15 protein-coding genes and 1 pseudogene are annotated in these 17,789 nt (G+C 55.6%); 2 read left to right on the forward strand and 14 right to left on the reverse strand.

Annotated features, from left to right (window positions below):
- Positions 1-5 precede the first annotated feature (5 nt).
- Both CBB91_RS13410 and CBB91_RS13415 read right to left on the reverse strand, forming a co-directional pair.
- Positions 6-2,411: a glycoside hydrolase family 3 protein gene (locus tag CBB91_RS13410; RefSeq protein WP_273014602.1), complete on the reverse strand. Its 2,406-nt coding sequence runs from the start codon at positions 2,409-2,411 to the stop codon at positions 6-8.
- A complete protein-coding gene (locus CBB91_RS13415) occupies positions 2,408-4,351 on the reverse strand; it encodes a sodium:solute symporter family protein (RefSeq protein WP_273014604.1) in 1,944 nt (647 codons plus the stop codon). The genes CBB91_RS13410 and CBB91_RS13415 overlap by 4 nt, the downstream gene beginning before the upstream one ends.
- Positions 4,352-4,598: 247 nt before the next feature.
- Between CBB91_RS13415 and CBB91_RS13420 the strand changes: the two genes are divergently transcribed.
- A complete protein-coding gene (locus CBB91_RS13420) occupies positions 4,599-5,606 on the forward strand; it encodes a LacI family DNA-binding transcriptional regulator (RefSeq protein ID WP_273014605.1) in 1,008 nt (335 codons plus the stop codon).
- A gap of 2 nt (positions 5,607-5,608) precedes the next feature.
- On the opposite strand, the gene CBB91_RS13425 is transcribed toward CBB91_RS13420, so the two are convergent.
- From CBB91_RS13425 to CBB91_RS13470, 10 genes are all read right to left on the reverse strand, one after another.
- On the reverse strand, positions 5,609-6,886 hold the full coding sequence (locus CBB91_RS13425) for a TRAP transporter large permease (protein ID WP_273014607.1): 1,278 nt from the start codon (positions 6,884-6,886) through the stop codon (positions 5,609-5,611).
- A complete protein-coding gene (locus CBB91_RS13430; protein ID WP_273014609.1) occupies positions 6,877-7,386 on the reverse strand; it encodes a TRAP transporter small permease in 510 nt (169 codons plus the stop codon). The genes CBB91_RS13425 and CBB91_RS13430 overlap by 10 nt, the downstream gene beginning before the upstream one ends.
- Complete coding sequence (locus tag CBB91_RS13435) at positions 7,383-8,390, reverse strand: TRAP transporter substrate-binding protein (protein ID WP_345906882.1); 1,008 nt, start codon at positions 8,388-8,390, stop codon at positions 7,383-7,385. Before CBB91_RS13435 ends, CBB91_RS13430 begins: the two co-directional genes overlap by 4 nt.
- Before the next feature lie 156 nt (positions 8,391-8,546).
- Positions 8,547-9,059 (reverse strand): hypothetical protein, encoded by a 513-nt coding sequence (locus CBB91_RS13440; protein WP_273014612.1) that lies wholly within the window; start codon positions 9,057-9,059, stop codon positions 8,547-8,549.
- 3 nt (positions 9,060-9,062) lie between these two features.
- Positions 9,063-10,655, reverse strand: coding sequence for a carboxylesterase/lipase family protein (locus tag CBB91_RS13445; protein WP_273014614.1), 1,593 nt, complete (start codon positions 10,653-10,655; stop codon positions 9,063-9,065).
- Between the two features lie 25 nt (positions 10,656-10,680).
- Positions 10,681-11,679 (reverse strand): sugar kinase, encoded by a 999-nt coding sequence (locus tag CBB91_RS13450; protein ID WP_273014616.1) that lies wholly within the window; start codon positions 11,677-11,679, stop codon positions 10,681-10,683.
- Between the two features lie 24 nt (positions 11,680-11,703).
- A complete protein-coding gene (gene kduD, locus CBB91_RS13455; RefSeq protein WP_273014617.1) occupies positions 11,704-12,465 on the reverse strand; it encodes a 2-dehydro-3-deoxy-D-gluconate 5-dehydrogenase KduD in 762 nt (253 codons plus the stop codon).
- Complete coding sequence (locus tag CBB91_RS13460; protein WP_273014619.1) at positions 12,440-13,156, reverse strand: RpiB/LacA/LacB family sugar-phosphate isomerase; 717 nt, start codon at positions 13,154-13,156, stop codon at positions 12,440-12,442. Before CBB91_RS13460 ends, kduD begins: the two co-directional genes overlap by 26 nt.
- 147 nt (positions 13,157-13,303) lie before the next feature.
- Entirely contained in the window at positions 13,304-14,353 is a 1,050-nt protein-coding gene (locus CBB91_RS13465; RefSeq protein ID WP_273014620.1) for a LacI family DNA-binding transcriptional regulator, read from the reverse strand.
- A 50-nt stretch (positions 14,354-14,403) separates the two neighbouring features.
- Positions 14,404-15,789, reverse strand: a complete 1,386-nt coding sequence (locus CBB91_RS13470) for a pectate lyase (protein WP_273014622.1) — start codon at positions 15,787-15,789, stop codon at positions 14,404-14,406.
- A 146-nt stretch (positions 15,790-15,935) separates the two neighbouring features.
- Here CBB91_RS13470 and CBB91_RS13475 point away from each other — a divergent pair, with 146 nt between their 5' ends.
- Positions 15,936-16,745, forward strand: coding sequence for a hypothetical protein (locus tag CBB91_RS13475; RefSeq protein ID WP_273014624.1), 810 nt, complete (start codon positions 15,936-15,938; stop codon positions 16,743-16,745).
- On the opposite strand, the gene CBB91_RS13480 is transcribed toward CBB91_RS13475, so the two are convergent.
- Together CBB91_RS13480 and CBB91_RS13485 are read right to left on the reverse strand one after the other, a co-directional pair.
- Positions 16,742-17,350, reverse strand: a complete 609-nt coding sequence (locus CBB91_RS13480) for a hypothetical protein (protein WP_273014626.1) — start codon at positions 17,348-17,350, stop codon at positions 16,742-16,744. The two genes, CBB91_RS13475 and CBB91_RS13480, sit on opposite strands and share 4 nt — an antisense overlap.
- Before the next feature lie 30 nt (positions 17,351-17,380).
- A pseudogene (locus tag CBB91_RS13485) lies at positions 17,381-17,789 on the reverse strand (family 43 glycosylhydrolase); the annotation flags it as partial.

Consider the following 17,789-nt stretch of genomic DNA (forward strand, 5'->3'; position numbering starts at 1 on the left):
TGGCGTCAGGTCCGCGGCATTTCTACGGCTAAATGGAGCATGGTCAATTGTGCGCCATCGCGTCCTGAGAATGCCAAAGCCTGCAAGCAAGTTAAATCTGTGCCGGCCTTTTGAAGATGCTGAAGCAATATTTCGAATACGATAAGTGTTTCATCGTCAGACCAGACCATGAGTTCGCCCAATGGGCCGATGTCAGACCATCTATCTCCAGACAAGGCTAGAAGTCTAATACTCTCATAATTAGTCGAGTCGCGCGATGCGATCAGAGTGAAGCCAAACCCTGCATTCAATTCACGTGAGAGATCCAGCGGTAAATGATAGAATGACAGGCAGGATTCGAACCCGTGCCACGTGCAATTGATGGCATTTTCCTGTTGTCCAACATCTGTGGTCTTTGCTGTTAGGGATTGATCTTCACTTGTTCTTCCGCCGCCGGTCCACGCTTGGGCTGGCCCGTCCTTTCCGAGTTTGATAGACCAATTCGGACCTGTTACGCCTTTCTGAAACACAGTCAGGTCATCGGCGGTGGAGAGCCCGCTGTGTTCATTCAAACTCGGGATGTCGCCGGGTTCACGCAGGCCGAGGCCGTAGCCCCAAGGGAACGTGAAAGATGAGCCCTTCTGACCATCGCGAGTCGCAGGCAGATTGGTGTCAGTAGGCCACGCAAAGGGTAGCTTTCCTGTGAAGTCGAGAACGCCATTGGAGAAAATGAGATCGGCCAAGGCGCCAGCCTGTGTGCCTGGGAGAAATCCGGCGATAAACGCATCAGAAGCGTTCAGATGAGGATTGGTCCAGAGCGGGCGCCCGGAAATGAACACCGATACCACGGGTATGCCGTCTTGGTTCAACTGTCTCAGGATCTCTAACTCTCGACTATCAGGCGCAGAGTATTCCAGACTATTCCTGTCGCCCCGAAACTCAGCATAGGGAGATTCACCGAAAACGAATATCGCAACATCCGGGCGCTCTGAAAATTCCCCACCGGTTGCATAGGTAACGTGTCCTCCAGCGGCCTTTGCAACCCGCCGAATGCCGTTGAGCAGAGTTTCAGCGTGAGGGTAATCGGATTGTTGAAGGCGTCCACCTTGCCATGACTGTGTCCAGCCGCCGCAAAGTGTTCCCAAGTCGTCTGCAGCTTCGCCGACAACCAGAACATGTTTCACGGGATTCAGTGGAAGTGTTTGGTGCCGGTTCTTCAGGAGCACGGCAGACTTCTGAACGGCCTCGGCAGCAAGCTTTGCGTGGTTCGCCAATGTTGGGCGACGTCCCATCGCAGCGCCGGGTCGTGCGCTGGGTTTAGGGGCCGAGAAAATGCCAGCCCGAAACTTGAGTCGGAGAACTCTCCGAACAGCATCGTCCAGTCTCTCCATGCTGATCTCACCGGAATTCAGCTGGCGCAGAAGCGATGCATGAAGTTCCTTCCAGCTGTCAGGCGCCATGTAGATATCGAGGCCAGCCATTAATGCGTCGGGACAATTGGTGGGAGTTGCTCCGACAATCTGTCCGTGACCGTTCCAGTCACCTATGATGACTCCATCGAAGCCCAGATGCGCTTTTAGTAGGTCGCTTAGAAGGGGCTTGTGGCCATGCATCTTCCGTCCGCCCCAACTGGAGAACGATGCCATGATTGTTTGCACACCCGCCTCAAGCGCAGAATAGTAGGCCCTGGCATGCACATCTCTCAGCTCTGCTTCCGTTGCTATTGTTTCGCCTTGATCCGTCCCATTCCGAGTGCCGCCATCTCCCAGAAAGTGCTTTGCTGTCGCAATGACTTTCTCAGGACCGAGAAATTCAGATTGATTGGGCAGACCCTGAAGTCCGCGCACAAGAGCAGCCCCCAAGTCGGCACAAAGCTGGGGACATTCAGAATAGGCCTCATACGTTCGTCCCCACCGGATATCTTGAGCCACCGCGATGGAAGGCGCAAAGGTCCAGTCCATGCCGGACGCGCGAATATCCAATGCGGTGGCGGCACCAATTCTTTCAACAAGGTCCGGATCTCTAGCCGCACCAAGATTGACGTTGTGAGGGAATATGGTCGCCCCTGCAATGTTGTTGTGTCCGTGAACGGCGTCGGTTCCCCATAGAATCGGTATTCTAGGGCCGTCGGCGCTCATGGAAGCTTCCCAGAATTCATCGGCCAGATTGAGCCAATCCGAAAGGGGCGTGTTCTGCCTTCGACCGGGTGCGGAGTTTCCGCCGTTCAGTACTGACCCCAGATGATACTTTGCCACATCGTCCGGTGAGACTGACGCGATGTCGGCCTGAATGATTTGACCCACTTTCTGGGCTGGAGTCAGCCATTCAACAATACTTGTTATCAGTCGTTCGGTTCGTGGACATTTCAGATTCGGNGCTCTGGATAACGGCCAGAGAGAGAGATCCAGCGATGCGGGATGAGCATCCGTCATGCTTGAGCCTCAGAGAGTGAAGTTGCCGGGCTTTCTGGGGGCGTAGCGTCGTCTTCCAGCCGATCGTACCAGTTTACTTTCAGGATTAAGCTGGTCGCAATGACGATGAGGGCTGAGATGGAGAGTTTCGTCCAATCCTGAATCACCAGGAATATCGGTGTGCAGATCAACGCTGTTTGCCAGATTATGCCAATGGCTACGTTCAGAAGGTCTCTTCCCATGTTCGAGTTCTCGGGTACGGACTGGCCCTTGGCGGCAAGTGAATCTGAAACGGGTTTCCAGAGACCCCAAGGGCGGGTCTTTCGATAAAACTCTTCCAGAGTTTCCATATTGGTTGCAGGTGTCATTAAGGATCCGACGATCACAGCAACCAAGCAGGCGGCAAAGAAGAATGGGAAGGCGTGGAGCGGGTTAATGTCGATCTGAGGAAGGCCCAACGCGAGCGCAGCAATAATTCCGGTCAGCATTCCCCAGAAATAGCCGTACCCGTTCATTCGCCACCAATACCATTTGACGACATTTGCAGCGGTGTACCCGCCATACAGGCCAGCGGTGATCCATTTGATGGACATATCTATGCTGGTTAGAAAGAGGCCGAAAACTGTCCCGAAAATGACGAATATCGTGGACGTGATATAGCTCATCCTCAGATAAGCCTTCTCCGGGGCGTTCGGACGGAAGTACTTTTTGTAAATGTCGTTGACGATGTATGCGGGAGCAGCGTTCAGCGGCGCCGCGAAGCTGGACATAAACGCCGCGAGGAGGCCGGCAAGCGTTAGGCCTAACAGACCAGCCGGGATAAACTCTTTCAGAGCAAAGGGCAGGACAGATTCGAAATCTGCATCTGGCCCCATTTCTCTCAGATACGGACTGAAATACACAAGCGCGAGAACCGTTAGGCCGGTGACGAAAAGATATCGAGGCAAGTTCAGGACCACACTTACGAGCGCGCTCATTTTGGCTGCATCGACGGGAGAGCGTGCGGATAGAATTCTTTGCATGTCGTAGTTTGGCGCAGGCCCTGCGAGCGATGTGAAGACGCCTTTCAGCAAAACCAGCATGAAGAATATTCCAAAAAGGGAGTAGCCTTCCGTTGCGATCTTCGCGTTCGCTGATGGCATCAACTCTGCCCAGTCCAGGCCAAGTTCCCAACCAAAGAACGGACTCGTCCAGCCTTCGGGAATGGCGGCTGCCAGCGTATCTGGCGAAACATGCATCATCGCGATCACCGCAACGCCGATACTCGCCAGTGTCATCACGACGAACTGAAGAACCTCTGTGAAGACCACCGAATACATCCCCCCCTTGATGACATAGAGTGAGGTCAGGATGATGAAGCAGACGCCGTAGGCTTTCTCGTTCAGCCCGCTCATCATGGCGTTTCGCTGGAGCAAGTCGTCGCCGGAAAGTCCCGCTACCCGAAGAGACCGTGGCAAAAAGACATCGAGATGCAGCGTGGTGGCTAGATCAAACGGGATGAATTGGGCGGCGAGCTTTCCGATGCCCAGAAATCCGTACGCCATGTAAGCCAAAACCAGAATAAGAGCGAAGAGGACGATGATGAGGTGGCTAAGCCGCGCGGCAGTTCCGTCTCCGAAGCGAAACGTAATCCATTCTGCCCCCGTCATGGCGCCCGAGCGCCTGAGCCATATCGACAGGAAGACCATCAGGAAGATCTGATTGAAAACTGGCCACAGCCAGGGGATCCATATGCTCTTGAGGCCATATACAAACAGGATGGAGACGAGCCACATTGTGCCAGCGACATCGAACATTCCTGAGGCGTTCGATAAGCCGAGCGCATACCAGGGCAGGCGGTTTCCCCCGAGAAAATAGCTCCGCATGCCAGCCTTGGCGCGGCTGGAAATCCAGAATCCGAGGATCAATGTCAAACCGATATAGGCCGCAATTACAGCGATATCGATCGCATGCAGAGCCATCTGTTGCTCCCCCGAGTGCAGACCAGCCCCGCTTTCTTTCAGGGCAGACACCGCGATCTCTTTCTTTCTTCCAGTCCGATGGACTGCCTACGGCATCATTCTGTGAACACCTTTACGACAGAGCATTCTATACAACCGGTTTCATTGCAAGGATCGATAGTGTTTGATGGAGGCTGGCTCTGCACGCGGCACGCCAGTTTCCGCGGTAGAGCGTGGTTAATTGAATGGTGTCCGGGGGAGGGCGCGCATGGCACAGATTCGAGATGTGGCCCGACGTGCAGGGGTTTCCCCGGCGACGGTATCGCGGGCGTTTTCTGATCCGGCAAAACTGTCAAAGGATACATTGGCGCGCGTATTGGCGGCAGCAACCGATCTCAAATACAAACCAAGTTCACTAGCGCAGCTGTTCCGAGAAAAGCGGACCAACACAGTTTTGGTCATGGTACCAGACATTGCCAACGTGTTTTTCGCGCGAGTGGTATCCGGAATCGAACGTGGCGCGGTCGAGTCAAAGCTCAATCTTGTCGTCTCTGACACTGGAGACGATATGGATATTGAGCGGGTCGGAATCGAAATGGTGCAGACCTATCGCGCCGATGGCGTGATCCAGTTGGGGGAGCGACCATTGAACGAACTTCTACCCAATGAAGAGCATGCTCAGATACCATTTGTGCAGGCGATTAGCGCTGATCCCCGTGGCGCGTATCCGACCGTGGGAATTGATGACCGATCATCCTCTGCCATGATGGCACGTCATCTCATCGCACAAGGACATCGTCGCATTGGGGTGATTGCTGGTCTTCAAAACCGCCTCGTCACGCAAGAGCGATTGAAGGGGATTAAGGATGCTATCGCAGATGCGGGCCTGGATTTCGATGATACGATCGTTGAGTACGCGCCATACTCCATGGGCGGGGGAGAGCAGGCGGCGCAGCGATTGCTCTCTCGAGCGCGACACCTGACGGCATTGTTCTGCATGAGCGACGAGATAGCGATTGGGGCGATCCGCGCAGCCCATGACCTCGGCTATGATTTGCCAGGAGACCTTTCGATTTCCGGGTTCGACAACATCGAGTTCGGGAAATACTGCACACCGCCGCTGACGACAGTGATGCAGCCGGCCGAAAAGATTGGAGAGGTTGCCATGGCTCTGATGTCGGACATGCTGACGGGACAGGACATGCCTGTTGTCCACGAGATGCTGCCAACCGAATTGGTTGTTCGAAGCAGTGTTCAGAACATTTGCGGCGAATAGACTTAGAACAAATTTGGCAGGGCCAGTGAGATCGCGGGAATGAATGTGATGATCATCAGCGCCAGCAGTAACGCGCCATAAAATGGCCAGATCGTTTTGACGGCCTCTTCTACCGGTACTTTGCCAACTGCGGATCCGACAAAGAGGACTGATCCCACGGGCGGTGTCACCAAGCCAATCCCCAAATTCAGCATCATGACGATACCAAAGTGAACGGGATCCACGCCCACTTCCATAACGACAGGCAACAGGATCGGGGTCGTTATGATGATTAGAGGCGACATATCCATGAATGTGCCGAGTACGAGCAGGATTACGTTGACGATCAACAGTACGAGGATCGGGTTACTAGTCGCTGATGTGATCATGTCGGCGAGCTGTGCGGGCGCTTCAAGGATTGCAAGCGCATAGCCAAAAGCTGTCGCCGCGCCGATTATCAACAATACCATGGCCGTAATCTTCACAGACTGCATCGCAGCCTCTGAAAATCGTTGCCAGCCCAGAGTGCGATAGACGAATGCGCCGACCGCAATTGTGTAGATTACCGCGATTGCAGACGATTCTGTTGCAGTGAAGATGCCAGACAGAATTCCACCCATGATGATAATGGCGGTGAGCAATCCTGGTACAGCAAACAAGAGGGCTCGCAAGAAACTGCGCCAGCCCGGAAACGCGCCGCTGGCATAGCCGCGTTTTACAGCCACGCGCCATGCAACAAACATCAGCANGGCTGCTGTCATGATGCCGGGNATGATGCCCGCAAGGAACAGGTCGCCGATAGAGACACCTATTCCACTCGCTGCGGAGTAGATGATCATGTTGTGCGATGGCGGAACAAGGAGGCCAACGATTGCGGCTGTGACCGTTACGTTCACGGTGTAGTCACCATCATAACCACGCTCGCGCATTAGCGGCATGAGAGTTGAGCCCATCGCGGATGCGCTGGCGATCGCAGACCCGGAAACAGCTCCGAACATGGTGGACGCNCCAACGTTGACGAGCCCAAGTCCGCCTCGNGTTCGTCCAAATGCGCCTTCTGCCACCTCTACCAGTCGCTTCGCGATGCCTGATCGGTACATCAGGTCTCCTGCGAAAATGAAGAAGGGGATTGCCATCAGTGTGAAAACACTGACGCCCGCCGCCATGCGCTGGAATACGACGACAAGGGGAATATCCAGTGCCAGGAACGTCGCCATAGCGGACCCCAGTAGCGAATAGGCCACTGGCACACCAAGCGCGAGCAGGACAACAAGTACACTGACCAGAATAATCAGCTCCATCTCGGATCCTCCTCGTCTTCGATTTTCTCGCCGGATATCTCTTCCAGCACCCGTTCCACCGAGAAGAGGGCCATCAACGCCCCCGCGATGGGAAGNCCCAGATAGGCCAAACCACGTGGAATGCCGAGCGATGGTATGACGTGCCCCCAAGTCTTGGTGACGAGCTGACCACCCCAGACCAGCATCGCAACCCCGCAGGCGCCGACGACGATGTTGGACGCGATACGCATCCACAGACGCGTTCTGGGGCCGACAGCATTTTCGAGGGCGACGATGCGTATGTGGAATCCCTCGCGCACGCCGGCCGCTGCGGCAAGTGAGACATACCAGATCATCAAGGCAAGCGATGCCTGTTCAGACCAGGAGGGCGTAGAGTTGAGGACGTAACGCCCGAACACCTGCCAGCCGATAATCAGTGTCATGAGGACAAGGCCCACAGCCGCAATGCGTACCAACCAGTCGGCTGCAATGTGAGTGGTTTTGGTCAAAAGGTGTATCACGAGGCTGGCCTCATCTTCTCGATTGCTGCGACCAGTTCCTTTTGCGCATCAGTTTTGACAAAACGGTCCCACACGGGGCGCATCTGTTCCTGAAAAGCGCTTAGATCCGAGACTTCGTTTACTTCAACGCCGGACGCCAAGATCGTGGCGCGGGATTGTTCGACGCGTGCGTCCCATAGCTGGCGCATGTAGGGNACGGAGTCNCGGGCNGCTTGTTTCACAAGGGTCTTGTCAGCGTCTGACAGTTTTCTCCAGCGGCTCGCCGACATTACCAAAACTTCCGGCGCGATGATGTGCCGGGTCAAACTGTAGTAGGGCGCCGCTTCGAAGTGGCGCCCGCTTTCAAATGATGGCCAGTTATTTTCAGCGCCGTCGATCACCCCNTGCACGAGCGCNTGGTAGACTTCGCCAAGCGACATNGGCGTGGCATCTGCGCCCAGCGCTTTGATCATTGCGACGTACAAGTCTGAGTTCGGCACCCGTATTTTCAGGCCGAGCATATCGTCCGGCGTCAGGATTGGTTTTCGAGTATTGTAAAAGCTGCGCTCCCCGGAATCATAAAAACACAGTCCGATCAGGTCGTGGGGAGCGAGGGAGTCTAGAATGCGATCCCCCACTGGTCCATCGAGCGCTGTTCGCATGTGCGCGGTCGAAGAAAACAGGAAGGGGAGGGCAGGAACGGTCGTCAGTGGCTCGATTGAGTTNAGCGGTGCAAGGTTGACNCGATTCAAGTCCAANCCGCCAAACGTCGTGATTTCCAGAGTATCCCGCTCTGACCCCAACTGACCGCCAGCATACATTTTGATGCGGAGGCGACCGCCACTGCGCTCATTCAGCAGGCGGCCCATTTCCCGTACGGCTTCGACAGTTGGATAACCGTCCGGATGAGAATCTGCGCTGAGCAGATCCCTGCCAGAGCGTTCGCCACATGCGGTGAGTGCGGCAGTGGCTCCGATAGCAAGCAGAGACTGCCTACGCGTCATATGGAACGTCGTTCCGCTCATCCGGCGCACCGGTCCGGCTGTGTGTTCGCCACTCGAACGCGTCTCATCATCTTCCTCCCCGCGGCAATTATCTCGCCCACATTCAATGGGGCAGCTCGCGCAACATTTGTCTATGGTAACCGGTGTCATTTATTCCGCAAGAGGGCACCGCCGGATTTAGTGGGGCCAGCGTTCCGCCAATACCTCTACCTGCCCGTCCGAAGTTTTGACCTCCATGGCCGGGTNACTTGGCTGGCCTTCGGCGAATAGTTCATAAATGATGCTTCCATCGGTCTGGACGCTTTCGATGATCCGGACCGGCTCGCCTGCGCCCGCTGACTGCGCGGCTTCGCGTACAGTCGCTGGAACATCAGGCCAGGCGAGGTCGCGCTGGATTTCTACCACTTCCGCCACGCCATCTGCGTACAAGATGTCGAGTTCAATTTCCGATCCGTCCGCGCGTTCACCTTCGACGTCGAAGTACACGCGTTCGTCTCGTTCCTTCCGCAGCACTTCCTGAACGGTCATGTCTGGCATGGCGGCTGACACGGCTGCCTGGACTGGTCCGGGCAGGTCATCCGGGGCGAATTCCGTCACGATGTCGCCTTGGCTCTGCAGGGTTTGAGCGGGCTCTTGAGAACAGGCGGCTAGGAGACCCGCAGCGATGGTGATGTAGATAACTGGTTTCATGGATCAGGTTCCCCATTGAGTGAAAGGTACTTTGGCGAAGAGTTCCCGCTCGCCTTGGCGAGGATCGCTCTCCTGACGAGTTGTCGTATCGAAGATCATGGTCTTGCGATCGGGCAGTGTGTACCGCGACCATTCAGGTATTCCGGTATGGTTAGGCTGGCCGGAGCGGGCCATAGAGATAAAGGCGCGGGAAAGTTCATCGGCAACACGCGCATAATCATCGGACGCCGGGACCCGCGTACCGGTGTATTCACCAGACATGCCGAGATTGTCGAACGCGAACGCGATATCGATCGTATGAGGCGCGCCCCATTTTCCGTCATCTTCTGGTGACCCCAGATCGAACTGGTACACCCAGGTCGGCCCGGCTTCTGCGGCGCGCGCATCTGCTTCCTCGACCTGACCGCGCCAAGAGCGACCCGCAGTTGTCGCGGCAAAGAATACGTCGCTCGGCGAATAGTCCGGATAAAGGGACTGATAGGTCGACAAGACTTCGATCGGACTGATGTCACAGCGCATATGTTTGGCCAGCAACGCTGGCAGATCTTCCCAACTAAGATCAAACGCTTCGGGTAGTTTGTTCCCGATGAGATTGCGTGTTTCGTCTTTCGTGTTCCCAAGAATCATTGGGATATGTGCAGACTGCTTGGGCGCGCTCGGCCAGAACGGATGGCGAGCCAGGAAGCGCCCATCCAGGACNGGACCGAAATAGAGGCCGCGTGACGGGTTCACCGGATCGTTGGTTGCGAGGCCTTCGACCAATCGTTCCATGGGGATGGATAGAAGGGCATGCGTATCAGACGGATCGATGCCCACGAACCCCAGCAAGCTCTCAGCTCGCGCCTTTGCGTTGAGCGGACCGCTTGCAGTTACTTGCTGGCCGCTCATCGTCGCAGCTGAATGAAACAGGCCCTCGGCAGAAGGTGCCGCCATCAACGTCGCAATCTTTGCTCCGCCGCCGGACTGGCCGAATACGAAGATGCGGTTTGGGTCTCCGCCAAAATTTTCCGCATTGTTCCGAACCCATTGCAAGGCCAGGACAAGGTCCCACATGCCACTATTGCCGGAATCCGGAAGATCGGGATTGAGAAGCCCGAGAGACAAATATCCAAAGGCGTTCAAGCGATGGTTCACGGTGATGACAACCACGTCGCCCTTTGTCGCAAGGTTGTGACCGTCATACAGAGGCGAAGATCCTGAACCGCTGGCGTAGGCGCCGCCATGGAAGTACACCATGATTGGGCGCTTTCCCTCATCTGCTACGCCCGGGGTCCAGACGTTCAGAAACAGGCAGTCTTCGCTGATAGATTCATTGCGGCCCAATTGCGGTGCTGACGATCCGTACTCGGTGGCTTCCTTTATATCTTTCCATCGTTCAGGGGGGCGGGGCATTGCAAAGCGTGTCTGCGCTGTATCGGTGCCATAGCGAATACCCTTGAAGATGTTGATTCCGTCCTTCCGCACCCCACGCACCGCGCCGTGGCGGGTTTGGGCGACTGGATCATCAGATGGGTGGCGGGAGAAGCCCATAAGCGGAGTCACGGATGCGGCAAGTCCAGCAGCGCCGCTTGCAAAGGCTCGGCGGGTCATGTCCATCAAATTTCCTCCTCGTGTGCGCGTCTTAGCGGCGCACATCCAGACCGTTTTGCGAAAGCAGGTCTTCCACTTCTTCTATACACGCTCGGTTGTAGTCCCCCGGCACTGAATGTTTGATCGCGGCAGCGGCAATGCCAAAATCCACAATGCGTTGAGGTGGCATATCTTCAATCAATCCATGAAGGATACCTGCGGCGAACGCATCGCCACCCCCAATACGGTCCACGATATTGGGCATATCCATCTCTACCGACATTGTGACATCCGTCCGTGTGGCGAGACGCCCGGTAATCATGTGATGATTGGCGCTGGCCTGCTGTCTTTGTGTCGATGCAATATAGGCCAGGGCTGGAAACCGTTCGAATGCGGCCTGTTCTGCGTCGGATCGATCCGTATATTGCGTTCCAAGGATGAGATTTATGTCGAGTTCATTGATGAACGCCAATGTCGCCTTATCGAGCAATTCCGCGAGAATCCGAGGACCGTCTCCGGACCATGACTTCCAGAGTTGTTCACGATAATTGCCATCGAAAGATACTTTGACGCCCCGCTCCTTCGCGACCGACGTAGCATTGAGGGCAGCCCTCGCCGCGTTCAGCCCGGTTGCGGGTGTAATGCCGGAAATGTGCAACCAGTCTGCCTCATCAAGTAGGCTGTCCCAATCATAAGACTCGGCAGGAGTGGTCGTGAACGTGCTGTCAGTCCGATCATACACAATCCTGGAAGGGCGCTGCACGGCACCTGTTTCCAAGAAGTACAGGCCCACGCGACCTTGGCCNCGAAGCACAGGCTCGGTTTGAATGCCATGGCTCTTCAAATCTCGAATAATTGCGTCGCCCAGAACATTGTCTGGTAGTGCGCTGACCATCTTCGTGTCGTGCTTGAATTGCGAAAGCGAAACCGCAACATTCGCTTCAGCTCCGCCAACGTGAACCCCGAATTGCGAAGACTGCATGATACGCTCGTTACCTGGCGCACTCATCCGCAAGAGGAGCTCTCCAAAACAGATGATTGAACCAGTCATATCGCGTTCGTCCGTTCTCGCGTTTTACCTGGCCAACCAGCCGCCATCGACCGGCAACGTGATTCCCTGAACATAGTCCGACGCANTGGAGGCGAGGAAAACCGCGGCACCTCCCAAATCAGATGGCTTGCCCCAGCGCCCGGATGGAATTCGGCCAAGAATTTCCTTGTTTCGCGTCTNNTCAGCTTGAAGGGCGGCTGTATTNTTGGTCGCAAAGTATCCTGGTGCAATCGCATTCACATTGATGCCATGCTTGGCCCATTCATTGGCGAGAATCTTTGTAAGGCCGGCCACGCCGCTCTTNGATGCCGTGTAGGANGGCACCCGAATGCCGCCCTGAAAACTCAGCATGCTGGCAATATTGATGATCTTTCCACCAGTGTCTGCTGCAATCATTTCCCGCGCAACGGCCTGACTGAGAAAGAAGAGAGTTCGGAGATTCACATTCATCACCGAGTCCCATTCGTCAAACGTGAAGTCGATGGAATCGTTTCGCTTGATGATACCAGCATTGTTCACAAGTATATCAATGCCGCCGAGCGCAGACTTGGCGTCAGATACGATCGCCTCGACACTGTCTGCNGAGCCGAGGTCTGCCAGGATGGAGTGCGACTTGCGGCCAGTCGCGGCAAGCTTGTCGAGCGTCTCGCTGGGCTCGCTTCGCCCGACAACGCAGACATCGGCCCCAGCTTCTGCGAGCGCAATTGCCATGCCTTGGCCAAGGCCAGTATTCGCGCCCGTTACGATGGCTGTCTTGCCCTCAAGACTGAACGGATTGATGCTCATCAACCTCTCCCAGAAAGTTATTGTACGTGAAGTCTGGTGTTGNGGCGNTTNAAGAGGCCAGCACGGACTTCACATATTCTGCGATGGCTTCNTCNTTTGCNTTNGCAAAGAAGTATTCNTGGAAGCGCTCGCCAGAGATCGCAGTTTTCAGCAAGTCCTGATCGACAGATTTCAGAACCGTCAGCATGTCATGGTGTGANGCGGCTTTTACTTCGCTTAGGATGTTGCGGTTCTTCGCCATGATGGCTGCGCGCTCTTTGGGATAACCGACACCCCGCTCAACTTCGAAAAGCTTGCGGTAACAGTCTTGCAGGTTCAGTTCAGCNGCCCANCCGAAGCCTTTTGCATANGGCATGGAAATGGCGTTGCCATCATTGATCTGACCGAAAAGGAACGCGTCAGTCGGATCAATCACCAAGCCGCAGATAACGCCNGGCATGGCGTTGCAGCCGAGCATGGAGCCCATNCCGGTNCCGCACCCTGTGACGACAAAATCNGCCGCTTNGGAATTCAGCAGAATGCCGGCCAGCAAACCATTCATGATGTAGGTCAGCTGCGTGTTATCCTCGGGGCTATACATCCCGTAATGGTGCACATTGTGTCCCAGCGGTTCGGCCACGGTTTTCAGNGCGTCGTGAACAATCTCGCTCTTCGCGGCCTGACTGTTTTCGATGATGAGTGCGATGTTCATAGGGGGTCCCTTTGATGGTTCTGGTTTCGCCTGCGTCTGGCNTGGCGCGCTTTACATGGTGATACAAAAANNNCGCGNAAATTTNATTTGGTAACCGGTGTCATAACATCTGCTCCAGAGGCTGACAACCGCATCATTTGCCTCNAATCAGACAGAGCGCGTGGATTCGCGCACGATCAATTCGAGTTGGAAGGATTGCAGTTCTTTGAGACTGTCAGAGCCGCTTCCGCGCTTCAGCAACAGGTCTGCAGCTGCGCGTCCAACCTCCCGGATNGGCGAACGGACAGTTGTCAGCGGCGGCCAGATGCGCGCNGAAATAGGNGTGTCGTCGAACCCGACGATGGACAAATCTTCCGGAATCCTNAGGCCAGCTTTACGGGCGGCCACATATACACCGACGGCCATTTCATCATTACCCGCAAAAATTGCGGTTGGTCGGTCGCGGCGATTCAGCAAGCGGGTCGCGCTGGAGACGCCGGAATCGAACGTGTAGGCGCCCTCGGCGGTGAGTTCGGGCGCAAGCTCAAGGCCATAGCTCTCCAAACCGCTTCTGAAACCAGACAAGCGCTCATGGGCAGACCGGAATGTTTTGGGACCGTGAATGTGTCCGATACGCTTGTGCCCCAGTTGGGCGAGGTGGGCCGCTGCCATCTCGGCGCCCTGCGCATCGTGCGTACGGATGCTGCGCGACGGAATGTCCAGTTCCAGCGACGCAATGCGAACATAATCGCACTCTTCTTCGCGCAGGATTTCGGCAAGAGTCTCATCTTCGGAGACAGATGGCGTCAGGATGATGCCGTGAGGCTTGTGCTGCAGGATGAAGGATCTTACCCGTTCACGATAATTGTCTTCGCCACGATCACATGGACGCAAAACGAGCTGAAAAGCCGTGTCGCCCAGCGTATCCAGGATGCCGCGCTGCATATTGACGACATATTGAGGGCTTGGATTGTCATAGACGAGCCCGATCAGGAACGATTTGCGGAAGGCGAGGGCACGCGCTTGCGGGTTCGGCGTGAACCCGGTCTCCGCGATGATTTCCTTCACTTTTTTGCGGGTCTCTTCACGTACAAGCGGCGACTCGTTGATCACGCGTGACACAGTCTTCTTCGAAACACCCGCCATGCGGGCAATGTCGATAATTGTCACCTGAGACCGGTCGCGGGCCGGTTTGGACTCTTGTTCGTCGTCACTCATAGAAAAGCCTTGCTGTCCAGCGAACCTTTTTCACCTGATTTGGAGCAGCTTCAAGTCCCCTTGGCCTTGAGACCGGAATCCAGGGCGTCTTGCGTGGCGGGCTTCATAGTGTCCAGATGCCATTGAGACGGATCAAATTCGCGATATGTCGCGTCCAGTTCCGGATAGCCGCCCACTTGTTCCTGACTGTCGATGATCTGCCCGCGGCCTTCGGCGGTGTCAGCAAGAATGCGCACATCTATGGCATCGCGATCCCAGGGCCGCGCGCCGGCATTCTTGAGAACGTAAGATTCCACCTGACCAGCAGAGAGAATAGGTAGATCTGTCATAATCGCTGAAGGTCCGGCCTCGCTCAATTCCGAGGCTGAATTGCTCGTATAGCTACCGGCATCTGGCAGGGCTGAACCCCATTGGTCTTGCGCGACATTGCCGGCCATGTGCAAATCCAGCGCCCCATCGCCTCCGATCATCAGCAGGGGAAGGCCGTCACTGGTCGAGGGGCCGGCGCGCATGACATTGCCGACCAAATCCATCCGGCCGGTTTCAGCAGGGACATCTCCCCACTCCAGACCCTGGAGATTGTAGTGCACCCCGCGCTGGCCTGGATTGTAGATGAAATTGTTCACGATCGCGCCGTGAACGCCCCCTTTGAACAGTGGGCTTCTTTCGAAATTGTGTGCGTACAGGTTTCCGTAGATCAGGATGTCGCTCACATTATCGTGGATAAGAGACCCTTTCGAATGCTCGCCCTTGGCGTGGGTCGAATGGGAAAGGCCTTCAGCAATGATATTGTTGGTGTAAGCGATTGTATGGGATGTGCCGTCGCGCCATTCGTCGGGCGTGTCGCCGGTGAATCGCGGACCTGATGCCGACAGGTTTTCGTCTGTCGCCCAGCTTAGCGAGCAGTGGTCAACAATCACATTGCGGGCAGAAATCGTTGTAATGGCGTCGATATCCCGACCACTGCGATAGGCCTCACCCAAATCTCCGGGACGAATGCGAAGATGCTGAACGATTATGTCGTCGCCGGTAATCACCATGCCGCCTTTGATCAGCGTTATGCCGGGGGAGGGGGCCGTTTGGCCCGCGATGGTGATATTCGATGTCGCGACATGTAGATTGTCGCCGTTGAGGTCGATGACGCCGCCAACTTCGAACACGATAATCTTCGGCCCTTCAGCCTGCAATGCTTCGCGCAGACTGCCGGGCCCAGCGGAATCCAGATTTGTGACTTTGACAATTTGACCGCCTTTGCCGCCGACAGTCGTGCTTGCTGGACCGAGTGGCCCCATCCAGGGCGCAGCAGGCGTTGCGGATACTGCGGTTTCGAATGTTGCAGGCGCAGTCGAGGCAGTTGTTGTCTGCGCAGTCGCGCAACCGGCCAGCGACATGATCGCGAGCAAAGCTAGTGTTCTGGAGGCTGTGTGTTGCGCCATGTCGGATTCCTCGCATTTGTCTGCAGAAATGGCGAGCCAAAAGACGCTGACAGCCTGTTTCCGCTAGAATTTATCATTATGAGGTTTGAAAATGACACCGGTTTCCTATACTGTCCACCCCAGTTCGAACAGGCCGAGGAAAAAGCGTGAGCGTCTTTGAAAATATTGCAAAAAAATTCGTTGAAGCGCGGCTTTCAGCTGGCAGTCTGAGTGAGTATCCGGGAGAGGCGCCTCTTACGTTGTCTGACGCGTATGCGATTCAGGATGAGGCTATAACGCTCTGGCCTGACGCAGTTGCTGGCTGGAAGGTGGGGCGGATCAATGGTGCAGATGTCGAGCGATTCGGAACGGATCGTCTGGCGGGCCCGGTCTTCAACAAACTGATCCGCCATCAGACAGCATCAGAGATGGACAGCCCGGTATTTGCGGAAGGGTTTGCTGCGGTCGAAGGTGAGTGTGTAATCATCGTCGCCGAAGACGCTGATCCGTCGAAAACAGGATACTCTACGCAAGAGGCTATCGCCCTCGTCGGGTCTGTCCATACGGGGGTGGAGATCGCGAGCAGTCCATTCAGCGGTATTAACGATCATGGACCTTTGGTGACTATTTCTGACTTCGGCAACAATTATGGCCTGATCATCGGTGACGAGTTACCGGATTGGGATACGCTTGAATTTGGTCGCTGGCCATTTGAAACGCTGATTGATGGACAGACAGTCGGCACAGGAGACGCTAGTGGAATTCCGGGGGGGCCGATCGAATCCTTCCGCTTCATGCTGGAGAATTCGGCGCGCCGAGGCATGCCTTTAAAAAAGGGTATGGCAATTACAACCGGTGCGGTGACCGGCGTACACGCTGCGCATGTGGGACAAAAAGCCGTGATTAAAACGCACGGTGCGCGTGACATTGATCTGCGACTGTCAGCCGTCGGAAAGTTCGTCGATTCACCGGCCTAGGAAAGCGACCTGTACTGAAACTGCTTGAAGCGGACATGCCCGGTTCCGGCAGACATCAATCCAGGGCGAAGACTCAGAAAGTCATAAGCTGTATTATGGTGGTATCCTGATACCTCCATCTGTACGTCGAACTTCTTCCATCTTTCGCCGGGTAGCCGGGTGAAGAAGGTTACAACGTGATGAGCGTTGCGAGCCTTTAAATCAAACTTGGTGAGCCCCGGTTTCAAGTCACCGGGGCGAGCCCGCTCCTGGCCGTACCGATGCATGACAAGACCCTCCGGTCCATAACTGATTCCGCAGTACAGGCCCGCATTGTAGAACAAGAGAAGACCTGCGCGCGCACCGGCCTCGAGTTCAATCTGTGTAGTGACTTCGTACGCGCGATCACCGGGGATTACGCAGAGTGGAGACGTATCGGCTGGTGTGCTGCCTTTCGCCGCCAGAGCCAGTCCCGAGCCATTCAGGGAGACACGGCCATATTCTTCAGGAGACGGATTGTAAAATGCCCATTGGGGACCGAGTGATGCAGACGTGAAGTCGTCTGACAGGGGAGTACCATGAGGCCGGTGCTCATCGGGCAGGGGCTTGGGGAACGGTCTGGACAAATCACCTCCAAGCGATTCGAACCAACCATCATCTCTCCAACGGATTGGCTCGAGAAGACATTGCCGTCCAAGTGTCCAGAACCCGTTCTCGTAGCCGTGTGAGATCATCCACCAATCGCCGCTCGGGCCTTCCACCAGTGTCGCGTGCCCTCGTGACCACCACGATTCGGACCGGTCAGTGGTTCGAACTTGAGGGTTGTTCGGTGCATGATGCCATGGTCCTTTCACAGAACGCGACCGCGCCGCAATAACCATATGCCCAGTCGGAGGGCCCGCGGTTCCGCCAACTGCGGTCAACATGTAAAACCAATCGTCCTTCCTCAGTATTTTGGGGCCTTCTGGACAAAAGCACTCAACATCCCAGTCTTCAGGATAGCGCCACGGGTCATATACATGTTCAACTTCGCCGACTGTAGACAGTCCGTCTTCGGATAGCTGA

Source organism: Hyphomonas sp. TMED31 (assembly GCF_002172815.1).
In the GTDB taxonomy this organism is placed as follows: Bacteria; Pseudomonadota; Alphaproteobacteria; order Caulobacterales; family Hyphomonadaceae; genus Hyphomonas; species Hyphomonas atlantica.

Coding starts and splice junctions, on each gene's coding strand:
- CBB91_RS13415 (WP_273014604.1), bottom strand. CDS start 4,351: ATGGCTCTGCATGCGATCGATATCGCTGTAATTGCGGCCTATATCGGT.
- CBB91_RS13420 (WP_273014605.1), top strand. CDS start 4,599: ATGGCACAGATTCGAGATGTGGCCCGACGTGCAGGGGTTTCCCCGGCG.
- CBB91_RS13470 (WP_273014622.1), bottom strand. CDS start 15,789: ATGGCGCAACACACAGCCTCCAGAACACTAGCTTTGCTCGCGATCATG.